Raw genomic sequence first — 13665 nt, 5'->3', positions numbered from 1 at the left:
TCACGCCGGAGTACCTTTCCCCTAACAAACGTTTGGTGGAAAGGTAGCTGATCCGCGGATGACTGTCTCCACCTCGCACCCCGAACCCGGCGTCGCCGCCGTCACCGTCGACCACCCGCCGGTCAACGCCCTTCCCGTGAGCGGCTGGTACGAACTGGCCGCCGCCCTGCGCGCGGCCGGCCGCGACCCGGACGTCCGCTGCGTCGTCCTGCGCGCCGAGGGACGCGGCTTCAACGCGGGCGTCGACCTCAAGGAGATGCAGCGCACCGCGGGCCACGCCGCCCTCGTCGGCGCCAACCGCGGCTGCCACGAGGCATTCGCGGCCGTCTACGAGTGCGAGGTGCCCGTCGTCGCGGCCGTCCACGGCCACTGTCTGGGCGGCGGCATCGGCCTGGTCGGCAACGCGGACGCCGTCGTCGCCGCGCAGGACGCCACCTTCGGGCTGCCCGAACTCGACCGCGGCGCCCTGGGCGCGGCCACGCACCTGGCGCGCCTGGTCCCCCAGCACCTCATGCGCACGCTCTACTTCACCTCCCGCACCGTCACCGCCGGCGAACTCCACCGCCACGGCTCGGTCTGGCGGGTCGTGCCCCGCGGGGAGCTCGACGCCGCGGCCCTGGGCCTGGCCCGCGAGATCGCCGCCAAGGACGGCGAGTTGCTCCGCCTCGCCAAGGCCGCCATCAACGGCATCGACCCCGTCGACGTCCGCCGCAGCTACCGCTTCGAGCAGGGCTTCACCTTCGAGGCCAACCTCATCGGCGTCGCGGACCGGCACCGCGAGGCCTTCGTGTCCCGTACCGGTCCCGGTCCGGGTTCCGGCTCGGCTCCCGGACCGGGGGGACGGCCATGAGCGACAAGACCATGACCGCGGACGAGGCGGCCGCCGGGCTCCGCTCCGGGATGACCGTCGGCATCGGCGGCTGGGGCTCCCGCCGCAAGCCCATGGCCCTGGTGAAGGCCGTGCTGCGGTCCGGCGTCACCGACCTGACCGTCGTGTCCTTCGGGGGCCCGGACGTCGGACTGCTGGCGGCGGCGGGGCGGATCCGCAGGCTGGTCACCGCCTTCGTCACGCTGGACTCGATCCCCCTCGAACCGCACTTCCGCGCCGCCCGCGAAGGCGGCGCCCTCGAACTCACCGAGCTGGACGAGGCCATGATGATGTGGGGCCTGACCGCGGCCGCGCAGCGGCTGCCCTTCCTGCCGGTGCGCGCCGGGCTCGGCTCCGACGTGATGCGGGTCAACCCCTGGCTGCGGACGGTCACCTCGCCGTACGACGACGGGGAGGAACTGGTGGCCGTCCCCGCGCTGCACCTGGACGCCGCGTTGGTGCACCTCAACCGCGCCGACGCCCGCGGCAACGGCCAGTACCTGGGCCCGGACCCGTACTTCGACGACCTGTTCTGCGAGGCCGCGGACGCCGCATATGTGTCGTGCGAACGCGTCGTCGACACCGCCGACCTCCTCAAGGTGGCCGGTCCGCAGTCGCTCCTGGTCAAGCGGCAGTTCGTCACCGGGGTCGTCGAGGCCCCGCACGGCGCCCACTTCACCTCCTGCGTCCCGGACTACGACCGCGACGAGGATTTCCAGCGGGAGTACGCCCGGGCCGCCGCCGATCCCGACGCCTGGGCGGCCTTCGCCGAACATTTGGTGCGAGGCGCGGCGAAGGAGCGGCCGTGAACCCCACCCGCGCCGAATACGCCGTCGTCGCCTGCGCCGAGGCGTGGCGTGGCGACGGCGAGATCCTGGCCGCCCCCATGGGCCTGATCCCCTCCCTGGGCGCGCGCCTGGCCCGGCTGACCTTCGCACCCGATCTGCTGCTCACCGACGGTGAGGCCCTCCTCCTGGACGCGGCGGGCGAGGTGGAGGGCTGGCTGCCCTACCGGCAGCACCTGGCGCTGGTCACCGGCGGCCGGCGGCACGTCATGATGGGCGCGAGCCAGCTCGACCGGTACGGCAACCAGAACATCTCGTGCATCGGCGACTGGCGGCGCCCCGCCCGGCAACTGCTGGGGGTGCGGGGCGCGCCCGTGAACACGCTCAACAACCCCACCAGCTACTGGGTGCCGCGGCACTCGCCCCGGGTCTTCGTCGGACGCGTCGACATGGTGTGCGGAGTCGGCCACGACAGGGCGGCCGCCGCCGGCCCGTCCGCCACCCGGTTCCACGACGTCCGCCGGGTCGTCAGCGACCTGGGCGTCTTCGACTTCGAGACCGCCGACCGCACGATGCGCGTCCGCTCCCTGCACCCCGGGGTCCGCCCGGCGGCCCTCCGGGAGGCCACCGGCTTCCCGCTGCCGGTCCCCGCGGACCCGCCGCGCACCCGAGAGCCCGTGGCCGAGGAGCTGCGGCTGATCCGTGGCGTCCTCGACCCCGGAGGGCTGCGGGAACGGGAGGTGCGGGCCTGATGGACACCGCGCTGACCCGGCTCACCGGGGTCCGCCACCCCCTGGTGCAGACCGGCATGGGCTGGGTCGCCGGCCCCCGCCTGGTGTCGGCCACGGCGAACGCCGGAGCGCTCGGCATCCTCGCCTCGGCCACCATGAGCCCGCAGCGGCTGCGCGAGGCCGTACGTGAGGTACGCGAACGCACCCAGGGAGCGCCGTTCGGGGTCAACCTTCGGGCGGACGCGGGCGACGCGGCGGAACGGGTGCGCGTCATCGTCGAGGAGGGCGTCCGTGTCGCCTCCTTCGCGCTGGCCCCGTCCCGCGAGCTCATCGGCCGTCTCAAGGACGCGGGAGTCGTGGTCGTCCCCTCGGTCGGGGCACGGCGGCACGCCGAGAAGGTCGCCGCCTGGGGCGCGGACGCCGTGATGGTGCAGGGCGGCGAGGGCGGCGGCCACACGGGGGACGTCGCCACCACCGTGCTGCTGCCCCAGGTGGTGGACGCCGTCGGCATTCCCGTGATCGCGGCGGGCGGCTTCTTCGACGGCCGCGGCCTGGCCGCCGCCCTGGCGTACGGCGCGGCCGGCGTCGGCATGGGCACCCGCTTCCTGCTCACCTCCGACAGCCCGGTGCCCGACGCGGTCAAGGCCCGCTACCTGGCCGCCTCGGTGCGGGACGTCGTCGTCACCGACCGCGTCGACGGGCTGCCGCACCGCATGCTCCGCACCGAGCTGGTGGCCGCCTTGGAGCGCTCGGGCAGGGTGTCCGCCCTGCTGCGCGCTCTGCGGCACGCGGCGGCCTTCCGCCGCCTCTCGGGGCTGGGCCCGCGCGCCATGGTGCGCGACGGCCTGGCGATGCGGCACGGCAGGAAGCTGACCTGGAGTCAGACGCTGCTCGCCGCGAGCACGCCGATGATGCTGAAGTCCGCCATGGTCGACGGCCGCCCGGACCTGGGGGTGATGGCCGCCGGGCAGGTCGCGGGCGTGATCGACGACCTCCCTTCCTGCGCGGAGCTCGTCGCACGCGTCATGGCCGACGCCGAGCAGACCCTCGCCCGGCTGGCCGGACTCGCCGCACCCGCCTGAACACCCCTGGCGGCCCCTCTCGCGCCCGCCCCGCCCCCGCGCGGCACAGGTGGCCCGGCGACCCGGGACCACGCCCCCACACGCCCGGCAGACGTCGTCTCGGCGAGGGGGTGGACGACGCCGTCCAGGTACCCCACACCTCCCGGCCGCGCCGCCGTCCCGACGCCGGGAAGACCAGCGACGGAGGAACGGCGCCACGGACCGGCGACATACCCCGCGCGCCCCAAGGCCCTGCCACGTCCGGCACACGGCCTCGGGTGACGCCTCCCCCGAACCGGCCGCGCCGTCGTCCCCGCCAGCGGCTCGACCCGCCCCACGCCCGCCGGGACCACCCCGAACGCGCCCGGGAAGCGGCGCCACCGGCCCACGTCACCCGCCCGGGACCTCCCGAGGGCGAACGGGCCCATCGGCGGTCACCCCACCGGTCGAGCCGCCCCCGGGGAGCGGCGCGCCGCCTTGATCACGTGGGTCACGGCTGTTGCCATGACGCACTATGGCGACGACGCATGAGCTGACGTCACCGGATGCCCGGCACCGCGCGCGCCACGCCGCACCGCCGCGCAGCCGCCCGCACTCCGGGGTCCTTCTGCTCGCCTGTCTGGCGGCGCTCTTCACCGTGGTCCAGCTCCTCCTGGTCGTCGCGCCCGGCATGGGCCTCGGCTGGGACGAGTCGGTCTACGTCAGCCAGGTCTCCGCGGACATCCCCTCGGCGTTCTTCAGTGCACCCCGCTCCCGGGGCGTGCCGGCCCTCGTGGCGCCGGTGGCGCTGCTGACGGCCTCGACCCTCGCACTCCGCGTCTACCTGGCGGTCCTGTCGGGCGCGGCACTCTTCCTGGCCCTGTGGCTCTGGAAGCCGCTGCTGGGCACCCGGGTGGTGGCACTGGCCGGGCTGCTCTTCAGCGGACTGTGGGTGACGCTGCTGTACGGCCCCCAGGCGATGCCCAACCTCTGGGTCGCGCTGGTGGCCCTGATCGCGGTGGGCTGCTACCTGCGCGCGGCGGCGCCGGGCCGCACCGGCCGGGGTGCGCTCGCCGGGCTGGGCGCGGCGTTCGCCGCCCTCACCCTGCTGCGCCCGCACGACGCCGTCTGGCTGGCCCTGCCGTTGTGCGTCGCCGCGCTCTTCCTGCGCGGCCGGCGCCGCCTGACGCTGCTCGCGGTGATCGCCGCCGGCGGACTGCTGGGCGGCGCCCAGTGGGTCGTCGAGGCGTTCACCGCCTACGGCGGCGTCTTCGCCCGGATGGACCGCGCGAACGAGATCGAGGGCGGTCTCGGCTGGCACCTGGCCTTCGCCGACCAGCTCAGCACCCTGGACGCCTCCCACACGCTGTGCCGCCCCTGCGACGCCGTCTGGCAGCACAAGGGGGACGCCGTGTGGTGGTTCGTCCTGCCCGTCCTGGTGGCGGCCGGCGTCGCCCTCGCGGCACGACGTGAGGGGCAGGCGCCCGGTGCGCGGTTCCTGCCGGCCGTGTGCGGCCTGTCCCTGGCGCTGCCCTACCTGGTGCTCATCGACTACGCCGCACCGCGTTTCCTGCTCCCGGCGTACGCCCTGCTCGCCCTGCCCGCGGCCCAGTGCCTCCTGCTGCTCCCCGCGCGGGTACGGCCGGCGCTGCGGCCGGCCGTCACCGGGACCGTGGTCGCCGTCGTGCTCGCGCAGCTCGTCACCCAGCAGATCGTGCTGCACCGCGCGGTGCGCAGCTCCACCATCGGCAACGGCGACTACGCGCGCATGGCCGCGGAACTGAACCGGCTCGGGGTGCGCCCGCCGTGCCTGGTCACCGGGCCGATGGCGACGCCCGTCGGCTACCAGGCCCGTTGCGCCTCCGGCCAGACCGCGGGGAACAACGAGAACATGACCGCGGCCGGCATCCTGCGGCTGGCCCGCACGCAGCCCGTCGCCGTCCTGACCCCACGGGGCGGGCAGCCGCCGGCGTACGCGCGTGACTGGCCCTCCCGGCCGCTGCCGAACCTGAGCTACCACCCGGGCTACCGCGTGCACCTCTCCCCCAGGTGACGGCCACAATGGGCGGGTGATCCCGGACGTCCGCCTGCCCTCCCCGCTGGTCGAGCTGCACGGCGACGAGCGGCTGACCGGGCGTGGCGTGCGCGTCCTCCTCAAGCGGGACGACCTGATCCACCCCGACCTGCCCGGCAACAAGTGGCGCAAGCTCCACCTGAACCTGCGGGCCGCCCTCGACGGCGGCCACGGCCGGCTGCTCACCTTCGGCGGCGCCTACTCCAACCACCTGCGCGCCACCGCGGCCGCGGGGCGGCTGCTGGGCATCGGGACCACGGGTGTCGTCCGCGGCGACGAACTGGCCGGCCGCCCGCTGAACCCCTCCCTGGCGCAGGCCGCCGCCGACGGGATGCGGCTGCACTTCGTCGACCGGGCCACCTACCGCCGCAAGGACGACCCGGAGGTCCTGGCGGCCCTCCTGGAGCGTCTGGGCCCCGCCTACGTCGTCCCCGAGGGCGGCAGCAACGCGCCGGCCGCACGGGGCTGCGCCGCGCTCGGCGAGGAGCTGCGCGGCATGGCGGACGTCGTGGGCGTGGCCTGCGGGACGGGCGGCACCCTGGCGGGCCTGGCGGCCGGTCTGGACCCGGGGCAGCGGGCCATCGGGTTCCCGGTGCTCAAGGGCGGCGGATTCCTGGCCGGGGAGATACGCCGGCTCCAGGAGGCGGCCTTCGGCGGCCCGCGCGGCAGCTGGCTGCTGGACGACCGCTTCCACCACGGCGGCTACGCCCGTGTCTCGCCCGAGCTGCGGGCGTTCGCGGAGGACTTCGGCGCGCGGCACGGCTTCGTCCCGGACCTCGTCTACGTCGCGAAGATGCTCCACGGCCTGTACTCGCTGGCGCAGGAGGGTGCCTTCGCGCCGGGCACGACGGTCGCGGCCGTCGTGACAGGGCGGCCGACCGGTTAGCCTTGCTGGCATGATCCGAGCCGCGACCCCTGGCGACGTCCCGGAGATCCACGCGATGATCCGCGAACTCGCGGAGTACGAGCGGGAGCCGGACAGCGCGCGGGCCACCACGCAACAACTCCACGACGCGCTCTTCGGCCCGGATCCGGCCGTCTTCGCGCTCATGGCGGAGGACGACACCCTGGGCGCGCCCGTGGGCTTCGCGCTGTGGTTCCGGAACTTCTCCACCTGGACCGGGACCCACGGCGTCTACCTGGAGGACCTGTACGTGCGCCCCCATGCGCGCGGCGGCGGCCACGGCAAGGCGCTGCTCGCCGGTCTCGCCGCCATATGCGTCGAGCGGGGCTACGAGCGCTTCGAATGGTCCGTGCTGGACTGGAACGAGCCGTCCCTCGCCTTCTACCGTGCGATGGGCGCCCGTCCCCAGGACGAATGGACGGTACAACGACTGACCGGCGAACCCCTTCGCGACCTCGCTGAGCAGGCACGTGTCAACAAAGCGACATCTCTTTCGAATTGAGACCGCAGACCACTAGCGACGTTGCGTGCTCGTGCGCCTACTATGGGTGACAGCCGTGGGGTGCCGGGTCAGGGCCCGTCACGGCGGCGGCCGTGCTCCGTCCGGGCGACACCGGGGTACGGATCGCGATAGCGTCGCTGGCGAACCGAACCAGATCAGTGCAATGCCGATGAGGGCAGTGCGTGTGCCACCTTGGAGGTGAGGGTGTCCCAGATCGCAGGCGAGCCCGGGTCGAAGGACTTCGTCGAGGTCCGGCTGCCCGCGGCGGGGGCCTACCTGTCGGTGCTGCGTACGGCGACGGCAGGACTCGCGGCCCGCTTGGACTTCACCCTCGACGAGATCGAAGACCTGCGCATCGCCGTGGACGAGGCGTGCGCCATCCTGCTCCAGCAGGCCGTCCCGGGGTCCGTGCTGAGCTGCGTCTTCCGCCTGGTCGGGGACGCCCTGTGGGTGACCGTGTCGGCGCCCACGACCGACGGCCGCGCCCCGGAGCGTGACACCTTCGCCTGGACGGTGCTGTCCGCACTGGCCGGCGAGGTGGACTCCAGCGTGGCCGACGACAAGACCGTGAGCATCGCCCTGCACAAGAAGCGCGGTGCCGGACCGGGACAGCTGTAACGGGGGAATCGCCGTGAACGATCTGGAAGGCAGCACCCCGGAGGTGCGGGGCCGCCCCGTACCCGCCCCTGCGGCCCGGCCCCACGAGGCGCGGCCGCATCCCGGCACCGGGCCCGTGGCCGGCCTCGGGAGCAGTGACGCGGCCGGGCAGACGGATCAGGCGGATCGGGCGGATCGCATGGCGCAGGAGCAGCAGGAGCAGGACCACGAGCAGGAGCAGGAGCCGCACGGGCGCCATGAGTCCCACGACAGGGCCGGGGCCCGGGCGCTCTTCGTGGAGCTCAGCAAGCTCCCGCCGGGTTCCCCGGAGCGCGCCGAGCTGCGCAACCGGCTGGTCCGCATGCACCTGCCGCTGGTCGAGCACCTCGCCCGGCGGTTCCGCAACCGGGGCGAGCCGCTCGACGACCTGACGCAGGTGGCCACGATCGGGCTGATCAAGTCCGTGGACCGCTTCGACGTGGAGCGCGGGGTGGAGTTCTCCACCTACGCCACCCCGACCGTCGTCGGCGAGATCAAGCGGCACTTCCGCGACAAGGGGTGGGCGGTGCGCGTCCCGCGCCGTCTGCAGGAGCTGCGGCTCGCCCTGACGACGGCGACCGGCGAGCTCTCCCAGCAGCACGGGCGGGCGCCGACGGTGCACGAACTGGCCGAGCACCTGAAGATCACGGAGGAGGAGGTCCTGGAGGGCCTCGAATCCGCCAACGCGTACAGCACGCTCTCCCTGGACGTGCCCGACACCGACGACGAGTCGCCGGCCGTCGCCGACACCCTCGGCGCGGAGGACGACGCGCTGGAGGGCGTGGAGTACCGGGAGTCGCTCAAGCCGCTGCTGGAGCAGCTGCCGCCGCGCGAGAAGAAGATCCTGCTGCTGCGCTTCTTCGGGAACATGACCCAGTCGCAGATCGCCCAGGAGGTCGGCATCTCCCAGATGCACGTCTCCCGGCTGCTGGCCCGCACGCTGGCCCAGCTGCGCGACAAGCTCCTGGTCGAGGAGTGACGGCCGGACGGAGGTGACGGCGGCGCCCGAGGGCGCCGCGGTTCACTGCTCGGCCGTGCGCCCGATCCCGAGGGCGTCGGTGGCCGCCGGGTGGACGAGGAGCACCAGCTCGGCGACGGCGGCCACTCCCAGTGCGGCGCCCGCCGCGATCATCGTGCCGCCCGCCTGCACCATCGTCCAGGCGACGGGGAGGGCGACGAGCTGGATGATCAGCGCCGGGCCGCGGCTCCAGCGGCGCGCGCGCCACAGGCCGTAGGCGGCCGCGAGCGGCATCGCCGCCAGGGCGAGGACGGTCACACCCCCGGCCTCCGCCTGGCGCGGGCTGTCGGGGTCGCCGAGGATCCCCACGACCAGCATCGCGATCCCCCAGGCCGCCAGGGCGGCGCCTTCCAGTGCCGCGACCGCGGCCGCCGCCGCGAGGCGGGGGGTGCGGCCCGGCTGCGTCGCGGGCTTCTCGTTGCCACTCACCCCAGCAGGGTAGCCGCCGTATCCGGACCACCAGGGGTGCGGCCCGGTACCGCCCGGTAGGTACCCTGGCGGGCATGCGCGCCCTTCTCGTGGTCAATCCAGCCGCCACCACCACCAGCGCCCGGACGCGTGACGTCCTCGCGCACGCGCTCGCCAGCGACCTGAAGCTGGAGGTCGCGGCGACCGAGTACCGGGGTCACGCCCGGGACCTCGCGCGCCAGGCCGCGGAAGGCGGCGAGATCGAGCTGGTCGTCGCCCTGGGCGGGGACGGCACGGTCAACGAGGTGGTCAACGGCCTGCTCCACAACGGCCCCGACCCGGACGGGCTGCCGAAGCTCGCGGTGGTCCCCGGCGGCTCCACGAACGTGTTCGCGCGCGCCCTGGGGCTGCCCAACGACGCCGTGGAGGCCACCGGTGCGCTGCTGGACGCCCTGCGTGAGCGCAGCTCCCGCACGGTCGGCCTGGGCCTGGTGAGCGGCACCCCGGGCACGGAGGACGAGGGCGTGCCGGCGCGCTGGTTCACCTTCTGCGCCGGGCTGGGCTTCGACGCGGGCGTGGTGGGACGGGTGGAACAGCAGCGCGAGCACGGCAAGCGCTCGACGCACGCGCTCTACATACGCCAAGTCGTGCGCCAGTTCCTCGCCGACCCCAACCGGCGCGCCGGCGCGATCACCCTGGAGCGGCCCGGCGAGGACCCGGTGACCGACCTGGTGCTGACCCTCGTCTGCAACACCGCGCCGTGGACCTACCTGGGCAACCGGCCGATCTACGCGTCGCCGCGCGCCTCCTTCGACACCGCCCTCGACGTGCTCGGACTGTCCCGGCTGTCCACCGCGGCGGTCGCCCGCTACGCCACCCAGCTGCTGCGTTCGACGCCCGAGCGCGGGCCCGAGGGCAAGCACGCGACCTCGCTGCACGATCTGACGGACTTCACCTTGCATTCGCAGGCGCCACTGCCGTTCCAGGTGGACGGAGACCACCTGGGACTGCGAATGAGCGCAACCTTCACAGGCGTACGCCGTGCACTGCGTGTGATTGTGTAAGCAGAAGGACATAAAGTCCTTTCACTCGAACGTTTAGGCTGCCCTGCACCCCATGGAAGTACGGCTGTGACGGAGCCGACACCGAGGAATCAAAAAAAACTTTCTGGAAGGGGTTGTATCCGCAGCCCAGGTTTGCGAGGCTCTTCCTGGCGATCGGGACAGCCGCTCATCGGGCGTCCTCGGTAGCCGAATCCTCACCACTTCCCAGCGGGACCGCACCAGGAGACTGGGCGATGTCCCGTGTCGTGTTGGCGGATTCGTGAAAGCGTTCACATTCACAAGCAACTTGCATGCAACACAAGGAGATGGAGCAGCCATGGACTGGCGTCACAACGCCGTTTGCCGCGAGGAAGACCCCGAGCTCTTCTTCCCCATCGGCAACACCGGTCCTGCGCTGCTGCAGATCGAGGAAGCCAAGGCCGTCTGCCGCCGCTGCCCCGTGATGGAGCAGTGCCTGCAGTGGGCGCTGGAGACCGGCCAGGACGCCGGCGTGTGGGGTGGCCTCAGCGAGGACGAGCGTCGCGCAATGAAGCGCCGCGCCGCCCGCAACCGCGCCCGCAACGCCAGCGCCTGACGCACTCGCTTACCCCCGAGCCGCAGCGCGCAGCACCTCCGAACCGCGCAGCATCGCGACGCGAAGAGCCCCGGCCGCTCCCCGAGCGGCCGGGGCTTCGGCGTTCCCGGGGCCCGGCCGGCGGGCCGGCGTCAGCCCTCCAGCGGCAGTTCCAGGACGACCTTCGTGCCGCGCTCCTCGGCCGGGACCATGTCGAAGGTGCCGCCCAACTCCCCCACCACCAGGGTCCGTACGATCTGCAGCCCCAGGTTGCCGGCCCGCTGCGGGTCGAACTCGGCGGGCAGGCCCCGCCCGTCGTCCCGCACCGCGATCCCCAGCTTCTGCCCACGCCGCTCGGCGGCCACCTCGACGGTGCCCTGCTCGCCCGGCCCGAAGCCGTGCTCCAGGGCGTTCTGCAGCAGTTCGGTGAGGACCATCGACAGCGGCGTGGCCACCTCGGCCGTCAGGATCCCGAACCGTCCGCTGCGGCGCGCGGTGACCCGGCCCGGGGAGATCTCCGCGACCATCGCGAGCACGCGGTCGGCGATCTCGTCGAACTCCACGCACTCGTCGAGGTTCTGGGACAGCGTCTCGTGCACGATCGCGATCGAGCCGACCCGGCGGACCGCCTCCTCCAGCGCCTCGCGGCCCTTGTCGGAGTCCATCCGGCGGGCCTGCAGCCGCAACAGGGCAGCAACCGTCTGCAGGTTGTTCTTCACCCGGTGGTGGATCTCCCGGATGGTGGCGTCCTTGGTGATCAGCTCGCGCTCCCGCCGGCGCAGCTCGGTCACGTCGCGCAGCAGCACCAGGGAGCCGTTGTGCGTGCCCTTGGGGCTCAGCGGGATCGCCCGCAGCTGGATGACGCCGCCGTTGCCCTCGATCTCGGTCTCCCGCGGTGCCTTGCCGCCGGCGACGGTCACCAGGGCCTCGTGGCTCTTGCTCCGGGAGGGCGCGAGTTCGGCGGAGACCGAGCCCAGGTGGTGGCCGACGAGGTCGGCGGCCAGGCCGAGCCGGTGGTAGGCGGAGAGCGCGTTGGGGCTGGCGTACTGGACCACGCCCTCGGCGTCGAGCCGGATCAGGCCGTCGCCGACGCGCGGCGAGGCGTCCATGTCGACCTGCTCGGAGGGGAACGGGAAGCTGCCCGCCGCGATCATCTGCGCCAGGTCGGAGGCGCTCTGCAGGTAGGTGAGCTCCAGGCGGCTGGGGGTCCGTACGGTGAGCAGGTTGGTGTTGCGGGCGATCACCCCGAGGACCCGGCCGGCCCGGCGCACCGGGATGGACTCGACCCGGACCGGGACCTCCTCGCGCCACTCCGGGTCACCCTCCCGGACGATCCGGCCCTCGTCGAGCGCGGCGTCCAGCATCGGGCGGCGGCCGCGCGGCACCAGGTGGCCGACCATGTCGTCCTGGTACGACGTCGGGCCGGTGTTCGGCCGCATTTGGGCGACCGACACGTAACGGGTCCCGTCACTGGTCGGCACCCACAGCACGAGGTCCGCGAAGGAGAGGTCGGAGAGCAGTTGCCACTCCGACACCAGCAGGTGGAGCCACTCGAGATCGGAATCGTCGAGGTCCGTGTGCTGGCGTACGAGATCGTTCATGGAGGGCACGCAAATGAGCGTACCCGCGCTCATGGCGGGGGCCGCCATCCGGTCTTCACAAAGGCCCTCGACGACCTATGATCTGACTGCGCCGGCTTATGGACAGGCATTAGTGGTCTAGTCCAGAATTGACGCACAACGCGACTTCCACCCTTCCCGCACAGAAGGGTGGAGCGAGGCCGGGGCGCTCTCTGCCCTGACTGCGCCAGGCCTCACGGTCGGTCCTCACGGGCCGCGGGTACCGCACATCCCGCGCGCCACGGACCGACGGCAGCTCCGGGCTGCGGTGCTGGGCGGGCTGAGGGTCCCGTCCCGGCGCCGCGGCCCGAAGTGACGTCAGGGCACTTCCCGGCTCGCCGCCCGCCCGGTGGGCGGGTCCCGGCGGCTCTCGGCGCGTCTCAGCGGGTCTCCGTCACCTTCGCCAGGGCGCGCGGCGCGTCCGGGTCCTGGCCGCGGGCCATGGTGACCTCGTAGGCGAGCATCTGCAGCGGGAGGATCTCCAGGATCGGCTGTACCTCCTCGGCGACGCCCCCGGTCGGCAGGACGAAGCCTGCCGAGGCCGCGTCGACCGACGCCTGGTCGCCGATCACCACCAGGTCGGCCCCGCGGCCGCGGAGCCGGTCCAGGACCGGCCGGAGCGCCTCGCCGCCCTTGCCCTCCGTGACGATCGCGATGACCGGGGAGACGTTGTCGACCATGGCCAGCGGCCCGTGCAGCAGGTCGGCGCCGGAGAAGGACAGCGCCGGGATGTAGCTGGTCTCCATCAGCTTCAGCGCCGCCTCCTTCGCGGTCGGGTAGCCGTAGCCGCGCGAGGTGAGCACCAGGCGCTCGGCGAAGCGGTAGCGCGCGGCGAGCGCCCTGACCTCGTCCTGGCGGGCCAGGATCTGCTCCGCGAGTTCCGGCAGGACCTTGGCGGCGCTGCCGTCGCCGCCCCGCAGCCCCTCCACGAACAGGTAGAGCGCGAGCAGCTCGGCCGTGTACGTCTTGGTCGCCGGCAGCGCCTTCTCGGGGCCGGCCAGGACGTCGATGTGGAACTCGGAGACCTCGGCCAGCGGGGAGTCGGCGTTGTTGGTGACCGCCAGGGTGATCGCACCGGCCTCGCGCGCGGCCCGGGTGGAGGCCACCAGGTCCGGCGAGCCCCCGGACTGGCTGACCGTGACGACCAGGCAGTCCGTCAGGTCGGGGCGGGCGCCGTACGCGGTGGTGGTGGACATGGAGGTCAGCCCGGCGGGCTTGCCCAGGACCACCTCCACCAGGTACTTCGCGTACAGGGCCGCGTTGTCGGAGGTGCCGCGCGCGGTGAGCAGGACGAAGCGCGGTCCGCGCGCGGCGATCTCCTCGGCGATCCGCCGGATCCGCGGGGCGCCCTCCTCGAGGATGCGGCGCAGCACGGCGGGCTGTTCGGCCATCTCGCCGGACATGATCCGGCCCGGCATCGGCTGCTGTCCGGTCGGCGTCGGGGCGGACATTCTCTGGGCCTC

General features: G+C 73.4%; 14 protein-coding genes. 11 read left to right on the top strand and 3 right to left on the bottom strand.

The features are described 5' to 3' along the window. Nucleotides 1–58 precede the first annotated feature (58 nt). The 9 genes from ABZ479_RS01740 to ABZ479_RS01700 all read left to right on the top strand — a co-directional run bounded on the left by ABZ479_RS01740 (nucleotide 59) and on the right by ABZ479_RS01700 (nucleotide 8519). Nucleotides 59–850 (top strand): enoyl-CoA hydratase family protein, encoded by a 792-nt coding sequence (locus ABZ479_RS01740; RefSeq protein WP_500459295.1) that lies wholly within the window; start codon nucleotides 59–61, stop codon nucleotides 848–850. Beyond that, complete coding sequence (locus ABZ479_RS01735; protein WP_500459294.1) at nucleotides 847–1677, top strand: CoA transferase subunit A; 831 nt, start codon at nucleotides 847–849, stop codon at nucleotides 1675–1677. The genes ABZ479_RS01740 and ABZ479_RS01735 overlap by 4 nt, the downstream gene beginning before the upstream one ends. Beyond that, nucleotides 1674–2405 carry a CoA-transferase subunit beta gene (locus ABZ479_RS01730; protein ID WP_500459293.1) on the top strand — a complete coding sequence of 244 codons (732 nt, stop codon included), beginning with the start codon at nucleotides 1674–1676 and terminating at the stop codon, nucleotides 2403–2405. The genes ABZ479_RS01735 and ABZ479_RS01730 overlap by 4 nt, the downstream gene beginning before the upstream one ends. Then, nucleotides 2405–3466, top strand: a complete 1062-nt coding sequence (locus ABZ479_RS01725) for an NAD(P)H-dependent flavin oxidoreductase (protein ID WP_500459292.1) — start codon at nucleotides 2405–2407, stop codon at nucleotides 3464–3466. The genes ABZ479_RS01730 and ABZ479_RS01725 overlap by 1 nt, the downstream gene beginning before the upstream one ends. A gap of 493 nt (nucleotides 3467–3959) precedes the next feature. Then, entirely contained in the window at nucleotides 3960–5477 is a 1518-nt protein-coding gene (locus ABZ479_RS01720; RefSeq protein ID WP_500459290.1) for a hypothetical protein, read from the top strand. 16 nt (nucleotides 5478–5493) lie between these two features. Next, the gene (locus ABZ479_RS01715; protein ID WP_500459288.1) at nucleotides 5494–6384 is read left to right on the top strand and encodes a 1-aminocyclopropane-1-carboxylate deaminase/D-cysteine desulfhydrase; all 891 of its coding nucleotides are present in this window, start codon (nucleotides 5494–5496) and stop codon (nucleotides 6382–6384) included. Nucleotides 6385–6394: 10 nt separating this feature from the next. Next, entirely contained in the window at nucleotides 6395–6904 is a 510-nt protein-coding gene (locus tag ABZ479_RS01710) for a GNAT family N-acetyltransferase (RefSeq protein WP_499611660.1), read from the top strand. 204 nt (nucleotides 6905–7108) lie between these two features. Next, on the top strand, nucleotides 7109–7522 hold the full coding sequence (locus tag ABZ479_RS01705; protein ID WP_319138557.1) for an ATP-binding protein: 414 nt from the start codon (nucleotides 7109–7111) through the stop codon (nucleotides 7520–7522). A gap of 13 nt (nucleotides 7523–7535) precedes the next feature. After that, nucleotides 7536–8519 (top strand): RNA polymerase sigma factor SigF, encoded by a 984-nt coding sequence (locus ABZ479_RS01700; RefSeq protein ID WP_499611658.1) that lies wholly within the window; start codon nucleotides 7536–7538, stop codon nucleotides 8517–8519. Between the two features lie 42 nt (nucleotides 8520–8561). On the opposite strand, the gene ABZ479_RS01695 is transcribed toward ABZ479_RS01700, so the two are convergent. Further along, entirely contained in the window at nucleotides 8562–8987 is a 426-nt protein-coding gene (locus tag ABZ479_RS01695) for a hypothetical protein (RefSeq protein ID WP_500459287.1), read from the bottom strand. A 74-nt stretch (nucleotides 8988–9061) separates the two neighbouring features. Here ABZ479_RS01695 and ABZ479_RS01690 point away from each other — a divergent pair, with 74 nt between their 5' ends. Both ABZ479_RS01690 and ABZ479_RS01685 read left to right on the top strand, forming a co-directional pair. Continuing rightward, nucleotides 9062–10030, top strand: coding sequence for a diacylglycerol/lipid kinase family protein (locus tag ABZ479_RS01690; protein WP_499611653.1), 969 nt, complete (start codon nucleotides 9062–9064; stop codon nucleotides 10028–10030). Nucleotides 10031–10346: 316 nt separating this feature from the next. After that, a complete protein-coding gene (locus ABZ479_RS01685) occupies nucleotides 10347–10604 on the top strand; it encodes a WhiB family transcriptional regulator (protein ID WP_018563321.1) in 258 nt (85 codons plus the stop codon). Between the two features lie 131 nt (nucleotides 10605–10735). Here ABZ479_RS01685 and ABZ479_RS01680 read toward each other — a convergent pair whose 3' ends face one another. Together ABZ479_RS01680 and ABZ479_RS01675 are read right to left on the bottom strand one after the other, a co-directional pair. Then, on the bottom strand, nucleotides 10736–12184 hold the full coding sequence (locus ABZ479_RS01680; protein WP_500459285.1) for a sensor histidine kinase: 1449 nt from the start codon (nucleotides 12182–12184) through the stop codon (nucleotides 10736–10738). A 398-nt stretch (nucleotides 12185–12582) separates the two neighbouring features. Then, nucleotides 12583–13653: an SIS domain-containing protein gene (locus ABZ479_RS01675; protein WP_500459284.1), complete on the bottom strand. Its 1071-nt coding sequence runs from the start codon at nucleotides 13651–13653 to the stop codon at nucleotides 12583–12585. Between the last annotated feature and the right edge of the window lie 12 nt (nucleotides 13654–13665).

It is taken from the genome of Streptomyces sp. NPDC005722 (assembly GCF_040630935.1).
Classification (GTDB): Bacteria; Actinomycetota; Actinomycetes; order Streptomycetales; family Streptomycetaceae; genus Actinacidiphila.
Note: the sequence above shows the minus strand (reverse complement) of the source record. Positions and strands in the feature narration are given on the sequence as shown.

Coding starts and splice junctions, on each gene's coding strand:
- ABZ479_RS01740 (WP_500459295.1), top strand. CDS start 59: ATGACTGTCTCCACCTCGCACCCCGAACCCGGCGTCGCCGCCGTCACC.
- ABZ479_RS01735 (WP_500459294.1), top strand. CDS start 847: ATGAGCGACAAGACCATGACCGCGGACGAGGCGGCCGCCGGGCTCCGC.
- ABZ479_RS01725 (WP_500459292.1), top strand. CDS start 2,405: ATGGACACCGCGCTGACCCGGCTCACCGGGGTCCGCCACCCCCTGGTG.
- ABZ479_RS01720 (WP_500459290.1), top strand. CDS start 3,960: ATGGCGACGACGCATGAGCTGACGTCACCGGATGCCCGGCACCGCGCG.
- ABZ479_RS01710 (WP_499611660.1), top strand. CDS start 6,395: ATGATCCGAGCCGCGACCCCTGGCGACGTCCCGGAGATCCACGCGATG.
- ABZ479_RS01690 (WP_499611653.1), top strand. CDS start 9,062: ATGCGCGCCCTTCTCGTGGTCAATCCAGCCGCCACCACCACCAGCGCC.
- ABZ479_RS01685 (WP_018563321.1), top strand. CDS start 10,347: ATGGACTGGCGTCACAACGCCGTTTGCCGCGAGGAAGACCCCGAGCTC.
- ABZ479_RS01680 (WP_500459285.1), bottom strand. CDS start 12,184: ATGAACGATCTCGTACGCCAGCACACGGACCTCGACGATTCCGATCTC.
- ABZ479_RS01675 (WP_500459284.1), bottom strand. CDS start 13,653: ATGTCCGCCCCGACGCCGACCGGACAGCAGCCGATGCCGGGCCGGATC.